Raw genomic sequence first — 17,020 nt, 5'->3', positions numbered from 1 at the left:
GAGGTGAGTCGTGAGACCTTCAACTGCACTTGATCTGCAACGAACGGCTGTACGAGAAGTGGTCGGACGTTTCCGTATTTCCAATCCCAGAGTATTTGGGTCGGTACTGATGGGGACTGACCAAGAAGGCAGTGATCTTGATTTGCTGGTAGACGCGCCGCCGGGCACAACCCTCTTTGATCTTGGTGGGTTGCAGGTCGAGCTTGAGGACTTGCTCGGCGTTAATGTCGACCTGCTTACGCCTGGCGACTTGCCTTTGAAGTTTCGCGATAAAGTGCTAGCGGAGGCCCGGCCAGTATGACGGAAAGTCGGCTAGGGGATTATCTGGAGCACATAAGGCAAACTGCCACTGACGCGATCACTTTTGTAGAGGGCTTGAGCAAAGAAGAGTTTTTGGAAGACCGGCGAACACAATAAGCTGTGGTCATGAGCCTGATCATCATTGGTGAAGCGTCGACGAAAATCATGGATCAGCATCCGGACTTCGCGGCACGCCATTCACATATTCCTTGGCGCAATATGCGAGCGATGCACAACCGAATCGCTCATGGTTACTTCGATATCAACTTGGATGTTGTTTGGGACACGATACAGAGTGCATTACCTGATCTATTGGCACGCCTTCCTGTAAATCCTTGACCGCAACTGTTCTACCAACAGTTGCGGTCACTCGTTATTCAGGGCATCACAGGCGGCAAATACTTCAACGTCGTCCCCAACGCCCACAGCAAAAACAACACCAGCGGCGTGTGCACCAGCAACTGCACAAACGAAAACCCGATCAGATCCCGCGCCTTCAGGCCCAGCACACCCAGCAACGGCAACATATAAAACGGGTTGATCAAGTTCGGCAGCGCCTCGGCGGCGTTGTAGATCTGCACCGCCCAGCCCAGGTGGTATTGCAGGTCATTGGCCACTTGCATCACATACGGCGCTTCGATGATCCACTTGCCGCCACCCGAGGGGATGAAGAAGCCCAGCACCGCCGAGTACACACCCATCAGCAGGGCGTAGGTGTCGTGGGAGGCGATGGAGGTGAAGAACGTCGAGATATGGTGCGCCAGGGTCTGGCCGTCGCCGCCCTTTACCACCGTCATCAGTGCGGCAATCGAGCCGTACAGCGGGAACTGGATCAGCACGCCGGTGGTGGTCGGCACCGCTCGGGCCACGGCATCGAGGAAGCTGCGCGGGCGCCAGTGCAGCAGCGCGCCCACCATGATGAACAGGAAGTTATAGGTATTGAGCCCCGAGATGGCGCTGATCGCCGGCTTGGTCGAGAACTCATGGAACAGCCAGCCGGCCGCCAGCAACGCCAGCAGAATGGTCAGCAACGGGCTGTGTTCCAGCCATTCACCGGGGCGCGTCGGCGCCTGCGGCTTGGGCAGGTTGAAGGCCGGGTCAATGCCGCAGGCCTTGGCATCCCGGGCGCTGTTGGGGCCAGGCGCGGTGGCGTAGGCGATGATCAGCGACACTACGATCAGCGCCAGCAACAGCACGCCGGATTGCCACAAAAAAATAGTCTCGGTGAACGGGATCATGCCGGTGATCGACAGAATCGACGGCGGCAAGCTGGCCGGGTTGGCCTGCAACTGCGCGGCCGACGACGACAGCCCCAGCGCCCATACGGCCCCCAGGCCCAGGTACGCTGCAGCGCCAGCGGCACGGTAGTCCATGCGCAAATCCGTGCGCCGGGCCAATGCCCGCACCAGCAAACCGCCGAACACCAGGGACAGGCCCCAGTTAAGCAACGACGCGACCATGGAAATCAACGCCACCCAGGCCACGGCCGAACGGCCATTTTTGGGAATGCGCGCCAGGCGGTCGATCAACTTCACTGCGGGTGGTGAGCTGGCGACCACGTAACCGCCGATCACCACAAAGGCCATCTGCATGGTGAACGGGATCAGGCTCCAGAACCCATCGCCAAATGCCTTGGCCGCTTCGGCCGGTGCGGCGCCCATGCCCAGGGTCGCCACGGCGACGATGATCACGGCGAGGGCGGCAAACACCCAGGAGTCAGGAAACCAGCGCTCGGCGAAGTTGGAGCAACGCAGGGCAAATCGGGCATAGCGGCTGTCTTCGATAGCATCGGCCACGAGTCTTTCCTCTTGTAGTTATTATGGGGTTTGGCAGTTTTACGGCATGTTCCTCTACGGCCATTGATTTGGGAATGTTGTTATCTTCAACGATCAATGAGTAAAACAAATATATCCGTCGCGATTGCCATCAATGGGCTCAGCTCATAACCTGCACGCCATTTTGTTTGTCTGCCGAGCCTGCACATGACTGCCACCTTTTCCCCACGGGCGCAGCGTTTTTCCCGCTCCGACTACAAAACCCTGGGCCTGGCCGCCCTCGGCGGCGCCCTGGAAATCTACGACTTCATTATCTTCGTGTTCTTTGCGCTGACCCTCAGCCAACTGTTCTTCCCGCCGGAAATGCCCGAGTGGCTGCGCCTGTTGCAAAGCTTCGGCATTTTCGTCACCGGCTACCTCGCGCGTCCACTGGGCGGCATCCTGATGGCGCACTTTGCCGACCACCTGGGGCGCAAGCGCGTCTTCAGCTTGAGCATCCTCATGATGGCCTTGCCCTGCCTGTTGATCGGCGTCATGCCGACCTACGCGCAAATTGGCTATTTCGCCCCGCTGATCCTGCTGGCGCTGCGCGTGCTGCAAGGCGCAGCGGTGGGCGGCGAAGTGCCCAGCGCCTGGACTTTCGTCGCCGAGCACGCGCCGCGTCACCATCGTGGCTATGCCTTGGGTTTTTTGCAGGCCGGCCTGACCTTCGGTTACCTGCTGGGGGCACTGACCGCCACCTTGCTCGCGCAAATCTTTACCCCCGCCGAAATCCTCGACTACGCCTGGCGCTTCCCCTTCCTGCTCGGCGGCGTATTCGGTGTGATCGGCGTATGGCTGCGCCGCTGGCTCAGCGAGACCCCAGTGTTCCTGGAGATGCAGGCGCGTCGCCAGGCCGCCGCCGAAATGCCCTTGCGCACCGTGCTGCGCGACCATCGCGTCGTGCTGCTGCCGGCGATGATCCTCACCTGCGTGCTGACGTCTGCCGTGGTAGTGCTGGTGGTCATCACCCCGACCATGATGCAGAAAACCTTCGGCATGAGCCCCAGCCACACCTTTGCCCTGAGCGCCCTGGGCATCGTCTTCCTGAATATCGGCTGCGTGCTCGCCGGCCTGCTGGTGGACCGCATCGGCGCGTGGCGCGCCGTATTGGTCTACAGCCTGTTGCTGCCGGTGGGCATTGCGCTGCTGTACGCCAGCCTGATCGCCGGCGGTGTGTGGCTCGGCGCGGCGTATGCGGTGGCGGGCCTGAGTTGCGGCGTGGTGGGCGCGGTGCCGTCGGTGATGGTGGGCCTGTTTCCGGCGCAGGTGCGGGTGTCGGGCATTTCCTTCACCTACAACATCGCCTATGCGCTGTGGGCAAGTACTACGCCGTTGTTGTTGATCGCGCTGATGCCGACCAGTCCGTGGATCTGCGTGGGGTATTGCGTGGTGATGGGGGCGGTGGGGGTGGCGAGTGTGGCGCTGTTTGGCAAGCGCCACAGCCTGGCCGCCTGAGGATCAGGTCAGGAAGTGCCAGAGCAGCAAGGTCCCCACCAACCCAACCACCGAAACAATCGTCTGCAACACCGACCACACCCAGATGGTCTGCTTCAACTGCAAGCCAAAGTACTCACGCACCATCCAGAACCCGGCGTCGTTGACGTGGCAGAAGAACACCGAGCCGGCGCCAATCGCAAGGGCGACCAATGAGCTTTGCGTTGCCGCCAACCCGGCCATCATCGGCGCGAGGATGCCGGCGGTCGTGGTGGTGGCGACGGTGGCCGAGCCGGTGGCCTGGCGCAGGGCCACGGCGATCAGCCAGGCCAGCAGCAGGTAGGGCATGTGCGCGCCTTCGGCGACTTTGCTGATGGTCTGGCTGACGCCGGCGTCCAGTAGGGTTTGCTTGAGGCCGCCGCCGGCGCCGATGGTCAGCAGTAGTACGGCGATGGGCGCCAGGGCTTTGCGCAGGGTGTTGCCGACGTCGGCGCGTGGCATGCCCGCCGCCCAACCCAGGCAGACGACCGCGGCGATTACGGCCAGGCCGAGGGCGACCAGCGGTTCACCGAGGAACTTCAAGGCCAGGGCGAGGGTGCTTTCCGGCGCCAACGCGACTTTAGCCAAGGTGCTGCCGAGCATCAGGATTACCGGCAACAGAATGATCAGCAGCGACACACCGAAGCTCGGCTGGCGCGGGGCCTTGGGCGGTGCGCTGAACAAGGCGCCGATATCGGCCGGCTCATCCACGTGCAGGCGCTTGGACAGCCAGTTGCCATACAGCGGCCCGGCCAGGATCACTGCCGGCACCGCCAGGCAAAAGCCCAGCAACATGGTCAGGCCCAGGTCGGCGTGCAATGCGCCTACGGCAATCAGCGGCCCAGGGTGAGGTGGCATCAAGGCATGCAAGGTGGTCATGCCCGCCAGTGCAGGGATGGCGATCTTCAGCAACGGCTGGTTCGAACGCTTGGCCATCACAAAGATGATCGGCACCATCATCACCAGGCCCACTTCGAAGAACAGCGGCAGGCCGATCACCATGGCGACCAACGCCATCACCCAAGGCAATGACTTGCCTTTGCCCAGCCCGAGCAACGTTGTGGCAATACGGTCGGCCGCGCCGGATTCGGCCATCAGCGCGCCGAGCATCGCACCCAGGGCAATGATGATCCCGGCTTCCCCGAGAATCGCCCCGGCGCCTTTGCTGAACGCCTTTGCCACTTCTTCCGGTGGTAGGCCGGCGCCGACCCCGGCGATAAAGGTGCCGATCAGAATCGACAGGAAGGGCGGCAGTTTGGTCGCGCTGATCAGCACAATGATGCTGGCGATCGCCAACAGGACGCAGAGCATGAGGCGGGTGTCGTGAACCATCCACGCGGCAGTCGATAACTCCAAGACGGAACTCCTTATCGAGCAGGTTGGCTAATATGTTTCTTTTTGTTTCGGCCCGAAAAGCATACCTGATACATCTTCCCCAACGCGTGCATGAACGATTTTGGTGCGCCCGAAGCTAACGACCCTCTGGCGCTCAGATGACAATTTTGCAAACCATGCCCGTGGATCTGGCCTATAGCTCTATGATCCGCCCCATCCCAACCCACGAGGACATTTCATGAGCGCAGGACACAGCCACGCCCAGGTACGCGCCGGCCACGAACGCAAGTTATGGATCGCACTGGGGCTGACCGGCAGCTTCATGCTGGCCGAAGTCATCGGCGCTTTTATCACCGGCAGCCTGGCGCTGTTGTCGGACGCGGCGCACATGATGACCGACGCCCTGGCCCTGGCGATTTCCCTGGTGGCGATCCAGGTCGCCAAGCGCCCGGCAGACCGCAAGCGTACCTTCGGTTATGCGCGCTTCGAGATCCTGGCGGCCGCCTTCAACGCATTGCTGTTGTTCGCCGTGGCGTTCTACATCTTGTACGAGGCTTACCAGAGGCTGCAGGCGCCCGCCGAAATCCAGTCCACCGGCATGCTGGTGATTGCGCTGCTGGGGCTGGTGGTCAACCTGATCTCCATGCGTCTGCTCAGCGCTGCCAGTGGCGAGAGCCTCAACGTCAAGGGTGCCTACCTGGAAGTCTGGAGCGACATGCTGGGCTCCGTCGGCGTGATCATTGCCGCGCTGGTGATCATGTTCACCGGCTGGGGTTGGGTTGACTCCGTGGTCGCGGCCGCCATCGGCTTTTGGGTATTGCCGCGCACCTGGACGTTGCTCAAGGCGAGCATGAACATCCTGCTGCAAGGTGTGCCAGAAGGTGTGGATATCGAGCAGGTAGAGCAGGGCATTCGCGGCGTGCCTGGGGTCAAGGACGTACACGACCTGCATATCTGGGCCCTCACCAGTGGCAAGAACGTGCTGAGTACGCATCTGGTCGCGGATGCGTCCCAAGGCACTGAGCAACAGATCCTCAGCCGAGTGACGGAGTTACTGCACGAACAATTCGATATTTCCCATGCCACGATCCAGGTCGAGGGCGAGGGTTTTCAACATGACGATCACGACGAAGTGCATGCCTGAGCCTGGCTAACGGATTTGTAATCTTTCGCCCACGGCCCTGATAAGTACCGAAAGCTACATTGCCCCCGCTGGGAAACCTCAGCGACTTCATGGGCGTGGAACTCTCGTTATGGCAATTTTCGTTAGAACACTGTTGGGGGCGGCGGCATTGGTAGTGTGGATATCCGCAAACGCCGCCCAGGCACAACCCCTCACCCTCGATGCAGCCTTGCAAACCGCCTTCGCCAACAACCCGGACCTGGCGGCCGCACAATGGGAAATCGACATCGCCCAAGGCGGCCGCCAACAGGCCGGCCTGATCCCCAACCCGGTGGCCTCCTGGGACGCCGAAGACACCCGCCGCAACAGCCGCACCACCAGCATCAAACTCAGCCAGACCCTGGAACTGGGCGGCAAGCGCAGTGCGCGTGTCGAAGTGGCCACCCGCGCCCAGGATGCCGCCGCGCTGACCCTGGAGCAGCGTCGCAACCTGTTGCGCGCCGAGGTCATCGACAGCTACTACGGCGCCCTGCGCGCCCAGGAACGCCTTGACCTGGCGCAACGCTCCATGACGCTTGCCGAGCGCGGCCTGGTGGTCGCCAACGGGCGCGTCACCGCTGGCAAGTCGTCACCCGTGGAAGCCACTCGCGCCCAGGTGCAGGTGTCGCAAATCCGCCTGGAATTGAACCGCGCCCAGATCGGCCTCACTGACGCCTACCGTCGCCTCGCCACCAGCACCGGCAGCGCCGCCACCGACTTCCAGGCCGTCGCCACGCCAAGCCCCTCGGTACCGGCGTTACCCGCCGCCGCGCCATTGCTGGCACGCCTTGAGCAAACGGCCGAATTGCGCCTGGCCGAACTCAACATTGTGCAGAACGAAGCCAGCGTGGGCCTGGAAAAAGCCCAGCGCATTCCGGACCTGGACGTGTCCATCGGCAGCCAATACGACGCCAGCGTGCGCGAACGGGTGAACCTGGTGGGCGTGTCGATGCCGATCCCGCTGTTCAACCGCAACCAGGGCAACATCCTCGCGGCCACCCGACGCGCCGACCAGGCCCGCGACCTGCGCAACGCCGCCGAGCTGCGTCTGCGCACCGAAACCCGCCAGGCCCTGGACCTGTGGCAAACGGCAAATACCGAAGTGCGCGCGTTCAACCAGCAGATCCTGCCCGCCGCACAAAGTGCGGTAGACAGCGCCACCCGTGGCTTCGAGATGGGCAAGTTCAACTTCCTCGACGTGCTCGACGCCCAGCGCACCTTGATCGCGGCCCGCACCCAATACCTTGCGGCCACCGCCCAGGCCACCGAGGCCTGGGTACGCATCGAACGCATTTACGGCGACCTCGCCCGCTTTTGATTTTTCCTGGAGTCTCCTGATGAACAAAAAACATGGCATGGCGCTCGCCGTCGCCCTGGGCCTGATGCTTTCCGGCTTCGCCCACGCCGAGGAAGAAGAAGGCAAGCTCGAACTCACCGAGCAGCAGATTCAAGCCGCCGGCATCCAGTTGGCCCAGGCGCAACCGCGTGCCATCAGCACCGTGCTGACGCTGCCGGGCGAGGTGCGTTTTGATGAAGACCGTACTTCCCACATCGTGCCCCGTGCGGCGGGCGTGGTGGAGGCGGTGAAGGTCAACCTGGGCCAGTCGGTGAAGAAGGGTGAGCTGTTGGCGGTGATCGCCAGCCAGCAGATTTCCGACCAGCGCAGCGAATTGGCCGCCAGTGAGCGCCGGGTCGAACTGGCGCGTACCACCTTCCAGCGTGAGCGCCAGTTGTGGCAGGACAAAATCTCTGCCGAACAGGATTACCTGCTGGCGCGGCAGACCCTGCAAGAAGCCGAAATCGCCCTGAACAATGCGCGGCAAAAAATGACTGCCCTCAGCGGCAGCGCGGTACTGGCCGGCGGCAATCGTTATGAACTGCGTGCGCCCTTCGCCGGTGTGGTGGTGGAAAAACACCTGGGGGTGGGCGAGGTGGTCAGTGAAACCAGTAATGCCTTCACCCTCTCGGATCTGTCCCAGGTGTGGGTCACCTTCGGCGTATTTCCCAAGGACTTGAACAAGGTTCGCGTGGGCAAACCGGTGAAAGTCAGCTCGACGGAAATGGGCACCGAAGTGCTGGGCACCGTGGCTTATGTGGGCAACTTGCTCGGTGAGCAGACGCGCACCGCTACCGTGCGCGTGACGGTCCCCAACCCCGACGACGCCTGGCGCCCGGGCTTGTTCGTGGCCGTGCAAGTGGCTACCGATACTTATCAGGCCAAGGTGGCCGTGCCGCAAACCGCTATCCAGACCGTCGAGGACAAACCCTCGGTGTTTGTGCGCACCGCGGACGGCTTTATCACCCGCCATCTTGAACTGGGCGTCAGTGAAAACGGCTACGTCGAAGTGCGTAAAGGCCTGGAAGCCGGCGCGCAGGTGGCGACGGCTGGCAGCTTCATCCTCAAGTCCGAACTGGGCAAAGGCTCGGCCGAACACGCCCATTGATCCTGCGAGTGATTCCCCATGTTTGAGCGCCTTATCCAATTCGCCATCGAGCAGCGCATCATCGTGTTGCTGGCGGTGCTGTTGATGGCCGGTGTCGGCATCGCCAGCTATCAGAAACTACCCATCGACGCGGTGCCTGACATCACCAACGTACAGGTGCAGATCAACTCGGCGGCGGCCGGTTTTTCGCCGCTGGAAACCGAGCAGCGCGTCACCTTTCCCATCGAAACCGCCATGGCCGGCCTGCCGGGCCTGCAGCAGACGCGATCGCTGTCGCGTTCCGGTCTGTCCCAGGTCACGGTGATCTTCAAGGACGGCACCGACCTGTTCTTTGCCCGCCAATTGGTCAACGAACGCCTGCAAGTGGCCCGTGAGCAATTGCCTGACGGCATCGAAACCGCGATGGGGCCGATTTCCACTGGCCTTGGGGAAATTTTCCTGTGGACCGTCGAAGCCGAGGACGGTGTGCGCAAAGAGGACGGTACGCCTTACACCCCCACCGACCTGCGGGTGATCCAGGACTGGATCATCAAACCGCAGTTGCGCAACGTGCCAGGCGTGGCCGAGATCAATACCATCGGCGGCTTCGCCAAGGAATATCAGATTGCGCCAGACCCCAAGCGCCTGGCCGCTTACAACCTGACCCTCAACGATCTGGTCACGGCGCTGGAGCGCAACAACGCCAACGTCGGCGCCGGTTACATCGAGCGCAGCGGCGAACAGTTGTTGATCCGCGCGCCGGGCCAGGTGGCGTCTATCGACGACATCGCCAACATTGTCATCACCACCTCGGACGGCACGCCGATCCGCGTGCGCAATGTGGCCCAGGTCGACATTGGTCGTGAGCTGCGTACCGGCGCTGCCACCGAAAACGGCCGTGAGGTGGTGCTGGGCACGGTGTTCATGTTGATCGGCGAGAACAGCCGCAGCGTGTCCCAGGCGGTGGCGAAAAAGCTTGAGGAGATCAACCGCTCGCTGCCCGAAGGCGTGGTGGCGGTCACTGTTTACGACCGCACCAACCTGGTGGAAAAAGCCATCGCCACGGTGAAGAAAAACCTCTTCGAAGGTGCGTTGCTGGTGGTGGCGGTGTTGTTCCTGTTTCTGGGCAACATCCGTGCGGCGCTGATCACGGCAATGGTGATTCCGCTGGCGATGCTGTTCACCTTCACCGGCATGTTCACCAACAAAGTCAGCGCCAACCTGATGAGCCTGGGCGCGCTGGACTTCGGCATTATCGTTGACGGTGCGGTGGTGATTGTCGAGAACGCCATTCGCCGTCTGGCCCACGCACAGCAGCGCCACGGCCGGTTGCTGACCCGCAGTGAACGCCTGCACGAAGTGTTCGCCGCGGCCAAGGAGGCGCGACGCGCGTTGATCTTCGGGCAGTTGATCATCATGGTGGTGTACCTGCCGATCTTCGCTCTCACGGGCGTGGCCGGAAAGATGTTCCACCCCATGGCCTTCACGGTGGTGATTGCCTTGCTCGGCGCGATGATTCTGTCGGTGACCTTCGTACCGGCGGCGATTGCGTTGTTCGTCACCGGCAAGGTCAAGGAAGAAGAAAACTTCGTCATGCGCAGTGCGCGCCGGGTGTATGACCCGGTGCTCAACTGGGTGATGGTGCGTCGGCCCCTGGTGTTCGGCCTGGCCGCACTGACGATCGTCGTCTCGGGCCTGGTCGCCAGCCGCATGGGCAGTGAATTTATCCCCAGCCTCAGCGAAGGCGACTTTGCCCAACAGGCGCTGCGTGTGCCTGGCACCAGCCTGACCCAATCGGTGCAGATGCAGCAGCAACTGGAAAAAACCTTACTGGCCCAAGTGCCGGAAATCGAGCGGGTGTTTGCGCGCACCGGTACGGCGGAAATTGCGTCCGACCCGATGCCGCCGAATATCTCCGACAGCTACGTGATGCTCAAACCCAAGGACCAATGGCCAGACCCGAAGAAGTCCCGCGAGGCAATTATCGCTGACATCCAACGGGCCAGCGCGATTGTGCCGGGCAGCGTGTATGAGCTGTCGCAGCCGATCCAGTTGCGCTTCAACGAGCTGATTTCCGGAGTGCGCAGCGATGTGGCGGTGAAGGTGTTCGGCGATGATATGGCGGTGCTCAACCAGACTGCCGGGGAAATTGCCGAGACCTTGCAGAAGCTCAACGGCGCCTCGGAAGTGAAGGTGGAACAGACCTCCGGCCTGCCGGTGCTGACCATCAATATTGACCGCGACAAGGCCGCTCGCTTTGGCCTGAATGTGGGTGATGTGCAGGACACCATCGCCGTCGCTGTCGGTGGGCGCCAGGCCGGTACGCTGTACGAGGGTGATCGGCGTTTTGACATGGTGGTGCGCTTGTCCGACACGTTGCGCACCGATATCGATGGCTTGTCACGGCTGTTGATCCCTGTGCCGGCGCTGGCGAGTAGTACCTCGGGGCAGTTGGGCTTTATCGCCTTGTCCCAGGTTGCCAGCCTCGACCTGGTGCTGGGCCCCAACCAGATCAGCCGCGAGAACGGCAAGCGCCTGGTGATCGTCAGCGCCAACGTGCGTGGGCGCGATATCGGCTCGTTTGTCGAGGAGGCCGAAGCCGCCATCACTACCCAGGTGAAAGTCCCTGCCGGTTACTGGACCACCTGGGGCGGCCAGTTCGAACAGTTGAAGGAGGCTTCTGAACGCTTGCGTATCGTGGTGCCGGTGGCGTTGCTGTTGGTGTTCGGGTTGCTGTTCATGATGTTCAACAACCTCAAGGATGGGCTGCTGGTGTTTACCGGCATCCCCTTCGCGCTCACCGGCGGGATCATGGCCTTGTGGCTGCGTGATATTCCGCTGTCGATTTCGGCGGGTGTGGGCTTTATCGCCTTGTCGGGCGTGGCGGTGCTTAATGGCCTGGTGATGATCGCGTTCATCCGAAACCTGCGCGAGGAAGGCCGCTCGTTATCGGTGGCGATCCACGAAGGCGCGTTGACCCGCTTGCGCCCGGTGCTGATGACCGCGCTGGTGGCGTCCCTCGGATTTATCCCCATGGCACTCGCCACCGGCACCGGCGCCGAAGTGCAGCGCCCATTGGCGACGGTGGTGATTGGTGGGATTATTTCTTCGACCTTGCTGACCTTGCTGGTGCTGCCGGCGTTGTATCAGTGGGCTCATCGTCGCGAAGAAGAGCCCGCCTGACAACCGTGAAAACGCCGCAACCCCCTGTGGGAGCGGGCTTGCTCGCGAATGCGCCGGGTCAGTCGATACCTTTGCTGACTGATACACCGCCTTCGCGAGCAAGCCCGCTCCCACAGGGGGACAGCGGTGCTTCCAGCGTCAGGGGAAAGGCCAGGCTGAACCGCGTAAAACGCCCAGGCTGGCTGGTGACATGAGCATGCCCCTGATGCAAATGCATGATCGATTTCACGATGGCCAGTCCCAGCCCGGTGCCGCCCTCGGCACGGGTACGGCTGCTGTCGGCGCGGTAGAAGCGTTCGAACAGGTGCGGCAGGTGGTGCGCTTCAATGCCTCGCCCCGGGTTGCCCACCGACAGCGATACGCTCTGCTCGTAGGTCTCCACCAACAGCAACACGGTAGAGGCCTCGGGTGTGTGGCGAATGGCATTGGAGAGCAAGTTGGAAATCGCCCGCTGGATCATCAGGCGGTCGCCGGTCACCCAGGCATCGCCGCGCAGGCTCAGGGTGACGCCTTTATCTTCGGCACTCAGGGCAAACAACTCCATCACGCGCTGGGCTTCCTGCGCCAGGGACACCTCGGTGAATGAGGCCCGCGCCGCCGGGTGGCTGACCTGCGCCAGAAACAGCATGTCGCTGACAATCCGCGCCAGGCGTTCGAGCTCTTCGGTGTTGGATTCCAGCACCGCCTTGTATTCCTGCGGCGGGCGCTGGCGCGACAGGGTCAACTGGGCCTTGCCCATCAGGTTGGTCAAGGGCGCGCGCAGTTCGTGGGCCAGGTCATCGGAGAATTGCGAGAGTTGCTGCACCCCGGCATCCAGGCGGTCGAGCATCACGTTGATGCCGTGGGCGAGTTCACCCAGTTCGTGGGGCAGGTTGTCCACGGACAAGCGATGGGTGAGGTCTTGGGTGGTGACTTTCGCCGCCACCTGGCTGAACTGCTTCAACGGTGCCAGGCCCCGTTGCACCAGCCACCATGCGCCCATGCCAATCAGTATCAGCAGTAGCGGCAGCGCAACGAGCGTGGCGCGCAGGTAGGCACTGAGCAATGCCTGGTCGTCCATGCGGTCCAGGGATAGCAGCACCCGCACACGTTCACCGTTGGCCAGGCGCATCAAGCTGGAGGCACTGAGTACCTGGTTGCCGTAGCTGTCGACCCAATTGAGGTAGCCCAGGGTTTCCCGTGGCTTGAAGTCGGTGAGCAGTGGTTCCTGGGGCTTGCTGCCGACGTTCAGCAGCACGCTGTTATCGGGTGCGGTGCCGACGATGGTCAGGTGGAAATTGTCGTGGCCGATCACCAGGTCCATCAGCGAGTGCGGGCGGGCGCGGATGGCATGGGCGTCCAGGCCCAGGGCCAGGCTGTGCTGGATCTGTTCCATCTTGCTTTCCAGGTTTTTTCGCGCGAGTTTTTCCAGCTCATGGGTGAGGGCCAGGTAGGCCAGGGTCGCCAGCAGCAACACCAGGCCCGCGCCCATCAGGCTGACCGTCAAGCCCAGGCGCATCGACAGGCTGCCGGTCTTCATGGGCGCGCTTCCAGCACGTAGCCCACGCCGCGAATCGTGTGGATCAGCTTGACCTCGCTCTGGTCATCCACCTTGGCGCGCAGGCGGCTGATGGAGACTTCGACCACGTTGGTGTCGCAGTCGAAATTCATGTCCCACACCAGGGAAATAATCTGCGTACGGGTCAGCACTTCGCCGGCCTGGCGCATCAGCACTTGCAACAGCGCGAACTCCTTGGTGGTCAGGTCGATGCGCCGGGCGCCGCGATAAGCGCGGTGGCGGCGCGGGTCCAGTTCCAGGTCCGAGACGCGGAACACTTCCGGCTGTGGAATGTGCTCGCTGCGACGCATCAGGGTGCGCACGCGGGCCAGCAGTTCGGGAAACTCGAACGGCTTGACCAGATAATCGTCGGCGCCCATGTCCAGGCCCTTGATCTTGTCAGCCAGCCGGCCACGGGCGGTGAGCATCATCACGCGCTGGGTGCCGTTGCGGCGCAATTGTTCCAGTACTTGCCAGCCATCCTTGCCCGGCAGGTTCACGTCCAGAATCACCAGTTCATAGGCGTGTTGCCCGGCCAGGTGCAGGCCGTCGATACCATTGGCGGCGCAGTCGACCACGTAGCCACTTTCGTTCAGGCCCTGTTGCAGGTAGTCGGCGGTTTTCTGCTCGTCTTCAACCACAAGAATACGCATGGGGGTTACCTCTTGAATTAGGGGAGAGAAGGCGCCCATGTCCCTATGGCGGCGGGTTCGGAAGTGGGAAAAGTCTGAAGGCTAAAGTAGCTTTAGGGTCAACTGCGACCGTCGGTCGCATGTGTCGCAGGCAAAAAAAACGCCCCAAGCGGGGCGTTAAAAATTCATCTCTTTCCAAAGGAGCTACACAAAAGCTTCAGAGATGAATGTGCTCGGGTGAATAAGTTGAAGCGAGTATAGAAAGTTCCACTTAACGAGAAGCTGAGGCCAATATTACAATTTTGATAACTGGCTATTTGTGAACAGATGTTAGTTAATCGCGAGCGAATGTAAGGGCTACAGCACGACCAATGGGTATTCGGCAATCAGACGAACTTCCTCCAGGTCTGATTCAAACGTACTGGAGCGCACGGTGGCCTGGCGCAAGCGCAGGGACAAATCCTTCAAACGCCCACTTTGCACCACGTATTTGGCCTCGATATCCCGTTCCCAGCGGCGTTGATCGGTCAAGGGGTTACCCGCTGCATCGCGGCGCATATACACGGCATTGGCGTTGCTATAGTCGGCGCCGGTGCCTTTGCCGTAGCGGGTCATGAACGACAGGCCGGGAATGCCGAACGCTTGCATGTCCAGGTCGTAGCGCACCATCCATGAGCGCTCCTTGGGCGCGTTGAAGTCGCTGTACTGGATCGAGTTATTGAGGAAGATCGAGTCTGATTGGCGCAGGTAGTCGAAGTCATCGTCGCCGTTGTTACGCTGGTGCGACACGGCCACGCTGTGGGCACCGACCTTGACCCCGAGCCTGGCGCTCCAGATGTTGTTGTCGAACTCGCCGAGCCGTTTCTGGCCTTCGTCCACGGCCTTGTAGTAGTTGAAGTCGCCGAACAATGACACGTCGTCGGTCAATGCGTAATTGGCATTGCTGCCGAAGTAGTACTGGTCCCAGGCGTCCTTCAAGCGGCTGCTGTACAGGCTAAAGCCCAGATGGCTGTTGAGCTGGTAGTCACCGCCGAAGTAGGCGATCCAGGGCGAGTCGACCTTGCCTGCATAGAAGGTGGCAAAGCCTTTGTTCATGCCGCTTTCACTGGGCTGGCTCATGCCGCTCAGGCGCCCGCCTTGCAGGCTCAAGCCTTCCAGGCTGGTGTTTTGCAGGGTGACGCCGCGAAAGCTCTCGGGCAACAGGCGAGAGTCGCCGTAGGCTACCACGGGGGTGAGGGGGAACACGTCGCCGGCCTTGATTACCGTGTCCAGCACGCGCAGTTTCGCCGCGCCGCCGATTTTGCTGTAGCTGTTTTCCGGCTGGTTGTCGCTGTTCACCGGCAGCACGCCGAACGAGCCTTTGCCGCCGCTGCGGCCGCTGCCCGAGTCAAGTGTAAGGCCGTACATGGCGAATGCGTCCAGGCCAAAACCCACGGTGCCCTGGGTAAAGCCGGATTCGAATTTGCCAATAAAGCCCTGGGCCCAGGCTTCGGAGTAACCATTGCCAGTGGGGCTGGACTGGCCTTTGCGGTCATCGCGGTTGAAGTAGAAATTGCGTGCCAGCACGTTGATACGGCTGCCCTCGATAAAACCCTCGGGTGTGTCTTCCACCGCCACCGCGGCCAGGGGCAACGCGGCCATCAATGAAAAGGGAAGGGTGTAATGACGAATGCTCATGATGCGCTCCTCGGTGATGGCAGTTATCAGCTTCTTATAGAGGCGGGCGTTTTTATTGATATGGCCCTGGCTGATAGTTGCAAACGGTGGGTAACAGCCGCATGGCGCGAAGATTACAATTCTGGAAACTAACGGCCATCTAACAAATAAGTAATGTTCTAGTGAACCTGCCGTCAGGGTGGGTTGGTTAATCTCGACACTGAACTTTTCAGTCGAGGAAACCGCGATGAACTTTTATAAAGCAGGTTTGGCTGTATTAACGGCTGTGTTGTCATTTGGCGCACTGGCCGAAGGGGGCGGGGATCGCACTTTTGCCCTGATGATGGAGCGCAATGAGAAAGCCATGGCCGCGTACGCCATCAAAAAAGGCAAGCCGGTGCCTGAGGTCCAGGCGTACCGCTATGGCATGGACCTGGACATTGCCAAGGTCGTCAACGTGACGCCGCCGATCCGCTCGTGCAACGCCGTGCCGTCGCGCATGACCTATGAAGACTCCAGCGGCAAGCTCAATACCCTGGAATATCAGGTCATGGGCGTATGCCGTAACAATGGCGGTTGAAAATATAGTTCGGCCCAGGGCTCAAGCGCTCTTCAGAAAACCCCGACAGCGCCGATGCAAGTAAGTACACCCACCTCACTTGCCTAACGGTGCCCCATGTTCAATACCCGCCTGAAGCAGGAGCTGACCGCTCTGCGCGAAGAATTGTCGAGCTTGCTCCAGGTGAAAGAGAGCCTGGAAAACGAGATGCTCTGCCTGACACTGGACCCTGAAGGCCGTGTTGAGTGGGCCAATGCCAACTTCCTGCAGGAACTGGCTTATTCGCTGGGCGAGATTGTCGGGCGCGCGATCGAAGACCTGGTGCCGGCCCACGTGCGCCAGGACGAGTTCCAGCTGCGCTTCAAGCACGCGCTGGCCCGCGGCGAACACTTTGCCGGCGCCGTACGCCTGATGCGCGGCAATGGCAAGGAAGCCTGGTTGCGCTCAATCGTGCAGCCGGTGCGCAGTTCGGAGGGGCGCATCAAGCAGTTTTCGATTTTTTCTAGCGACCTTACCCGCACCATCGAGAGCTCGCGTGAACATGAAAACCTGATCACTGCACTGATGCGTTCCACCGCGTTGATCGAGTTCGACCTGGAGGGGCATGTACTCACCGCCAATGACCGCTTTCTCGGCGCCATGGGATACAGCCTGGCGCAGATCGAAGGCAAGCATCACCGTATGTTCTGTGAGCCACAGGAATACAACAGTGCCGAATACCAACAGTTCTGGAAGCGCCTGAACGCCGGTGAGTTCGTCGCCGCGCGCTTCAAACGTGTGGACAGCCACGGCCGCCTGGTGTGGTTGGAGGCCACCTACAACCCGGTGCTGGACGCCAATGAGCGGCTGTACAAAGTGGTCAAGTTCGCCACGGTCATTACCGACCAGGTCAACCGCGAGCAGGCAGTGGCCGAGGCCGCCAATATTGCCTACAGCACCTCTT

General features: G+C 61.3%; 13 protein-coding genes and 1 pseudogene. 9 read left to right on the top strand and 5 right to left on the bottom strand.

What is annotated here, in order from left to right:
• Positions 1-10: 10 nt before the first annotated feature.
• Together JJD66_RS04750 and JJD66_RS28385 are read left to right on the top strand one after the other, a co-directional pair.
• Complete coding sequence (locus JJD66_RS04750) at positions 11-301, top strand: nucleotidyltransferase family protein (RefSeq protein WP_032893707.1); 291 nt, start codon at positions 11-13, stop codon at positions 299-301.
• Between the two features lie 125 nt (positions 302-426).
• Positions 427-639, top strand: a complete 213-nt coding sequence (locus JJD66_RS28385; RefSeq protein ID WP_200647669.1) for a HepT-like ribonuclease domain-containing protein — start codon at positions 427-429, stop codon at positions 637-639.
• 38 nt (positions 640-677) lie between these two features.
• On the opposite strand, the gene JJD66_RS04740 is transcribed toward JJD66_RS28385, so the two are convergent.
• Positions 678-2,096: a short-chain fatty acid transporter gene (locus JJD66_RS04740; protein WP_003188294.1), complete on the bottom strand. Its 1,419-nt coding sequence runs from the start codon at positions 2,094-2,096 to the stop codon at positions 678-680.
• A 186-nt stretch (positions 2,097-2,282) separates the two neighbouring features.
• Here JJD66_RS04740 and JJD66_RS04735 point away from each other — a divergent pair, with 186 nt between their 5' ends.
• Entirely contained in the window at positions 2,283-3,572 is a 1,290-nt protein-coding gene (locus tag JJD66_RS04735; RefSeq protein WP_200647668.1) for an MFS transporter, read from the top strand.
• A gap of 3 nt (positions 3,573-3,575) precedes the next feature.
• On the opposite strand, the gene JJD66_RS04730 is transcribed toward JJD66_RS04735, so the two are convergent.
• Positions 3,576-4,946: a GntT/GntP/DsdX family permease gene (locus tag JJD66_RS04730; RefSeq protein WP_105225643.1), complete on the bottom strand. Its 1,371-nt coding sequence runs from the start codon at positions 4,944-4,946 to the stop codon at positions 3,576-3,578.
• A 217-nt stretch (positions 4,947-5,163) separates the two neighbouring features.
• Between JJD66_RS04730 and JJD66_RS04725 the strand changes: the two genes are divergently transcribed.
• From JJD66_RS04725 to JJD66_RS04710, 4 genes are all read left to right on the top strand, one after another.
• Positions 5,164-6,069: a cation diffusion facilitator family transporter gene (locus JJD66_RS04725; RefSeq protein WP_054921774.1), complete on the top strand. Its 906-nt coding sequence runs from the start codon at positions 5,164-5,166 to the stop codon at positions 6,067-6,069.
• Positions 6,070-6,178: 109 nt separating this feature from the next.
• Positions 6,179-7,405: a TolC family protein gene (locus JJD66_RS04720; RefSeq protein WP_200647667.1), complete on the top strand. Its 1,227-nt coding sequence runs from the start codon at positions 6,179-6,181 to the stop codon at positions 7,403-7,405.
• Between the two features lie 19 nt (positions 7,406-7,424).
• Positions 7,425-8,531, top strand: a complete 1,107-nt coding sequence (locus JJD66_RS04715) for an efflux RND transporter periplasmic adaptor subunit (protein WP_096144137.1) — start codon at positions 7,425-7,427, stop codon at positions 8,529-8,531.
• 18 nt (positions 8,532-8,549) lie between these two features.
• Positions 8,550-11,693, top strand: a complete 3,144-nt coding sequence (locus JJD66_RS04710; RefSeq protein WP_200647666.1) for a CusA/CzcA family heavy metal efflux RND transporter — start codon at positions 8,550-8,552, stop codon at positions 11,691-11,693.
• A 58-nt stretch (positions 11,694-11,751) separates the two neighbouring features.
• Here JJD66_RS04710 and JJD66_RS04705 read toward each other — a convergent pair whose 3' ends face one another.
• The 3 genes from JJD66_RS04705 to JJD66_RS04695 all read right to left on the bottom strand — a co-directional run bounded on the left by JJD66_RS04705 (position 11,752) and on the right by JJD66_RS04695 (position 15,539).
• Positions 11,752-13,212 (bottom strand): heavy metal sensor histidine kinase, encoded by a 1,461-nt coding sequence (locus tag JJD66_RS04705; protein ID WP_105225647.1) that lies wholly within the window; start codon positions 13,210-13,212, stop codon positions 11,752-11,754.
• Complete coding sequence (locus JJD66_RS04700; RefSeq protein ID WP_198716856.1) at positions 13,209-13,883, bottom strand: heavy metal response regulator transcription factor; 675 nt, start codon at positions 13,881-13,883, stop codon at positions 13,209-13,211. The genes JJD66_RS04705 and JJD66_RS04700 overlap by 4 nt, the downstream gene beginning before the upstream one ends.
• 336 nt (positions 13,884-14,219) lie before the next feature.
• Positions 14,220-15,539 carry an OprD family porin gene (locus JJD66_RS04695; protein WP_200647665.1) on the bottom strand — a complete coding sequence of 440 codons (1,320 nt, stop codon included), beginning with the start codon at positions 15,537-15,539 and terminating at the stop codon, positions 14,220-14,222.
• A 226-nt stretch (positions 15,540-15,765) separates the two neighbouring features.
• Between JJD66_RS04695 and JJD66_RS04690 the strand changes: the two genes are divergently transcribed.
• Both JJD66_RS04690 and JJD66_RS28380 read left to right on the top strand, forming a co-directional pair.
• Entirely contained in the window at positions 15,766-16,098 is a 333-nt protein-coding gene (locus JJD66_RS04690; RefSeq protein ID WP_014716799.1) for a DUF2790 domain-containing protein, read from the top strand.
• A gap of 96 nt (positions 16,099-16,194) precedes the next feature.
• Positions 16,195-16,971: pseudogene (locus JJD66_RS28380) on the top strand (PAS domain-containing protein); the annotation flags it as partial.
• Positions 16,972-17,020: the final 49 nt, after the last annotated feature.

This window comes from Pseudomonas sp. MF6751, assembly GCF_016613265.1.
GTDB classification, from domain to species: domain Bacteria; phylum Pseudomonadota; class Gammaproteobacteria; order Pseudomonadales; family Pseudomonadaceae; genus Aquipseudomonas; species Aquipseudomonas fluorescens_BV.
The sequence above is the reverse complement of the archived record's forward strand: the minus strand, read 5'-3'. Positions and strand labels throughout refer to the sequence as shown.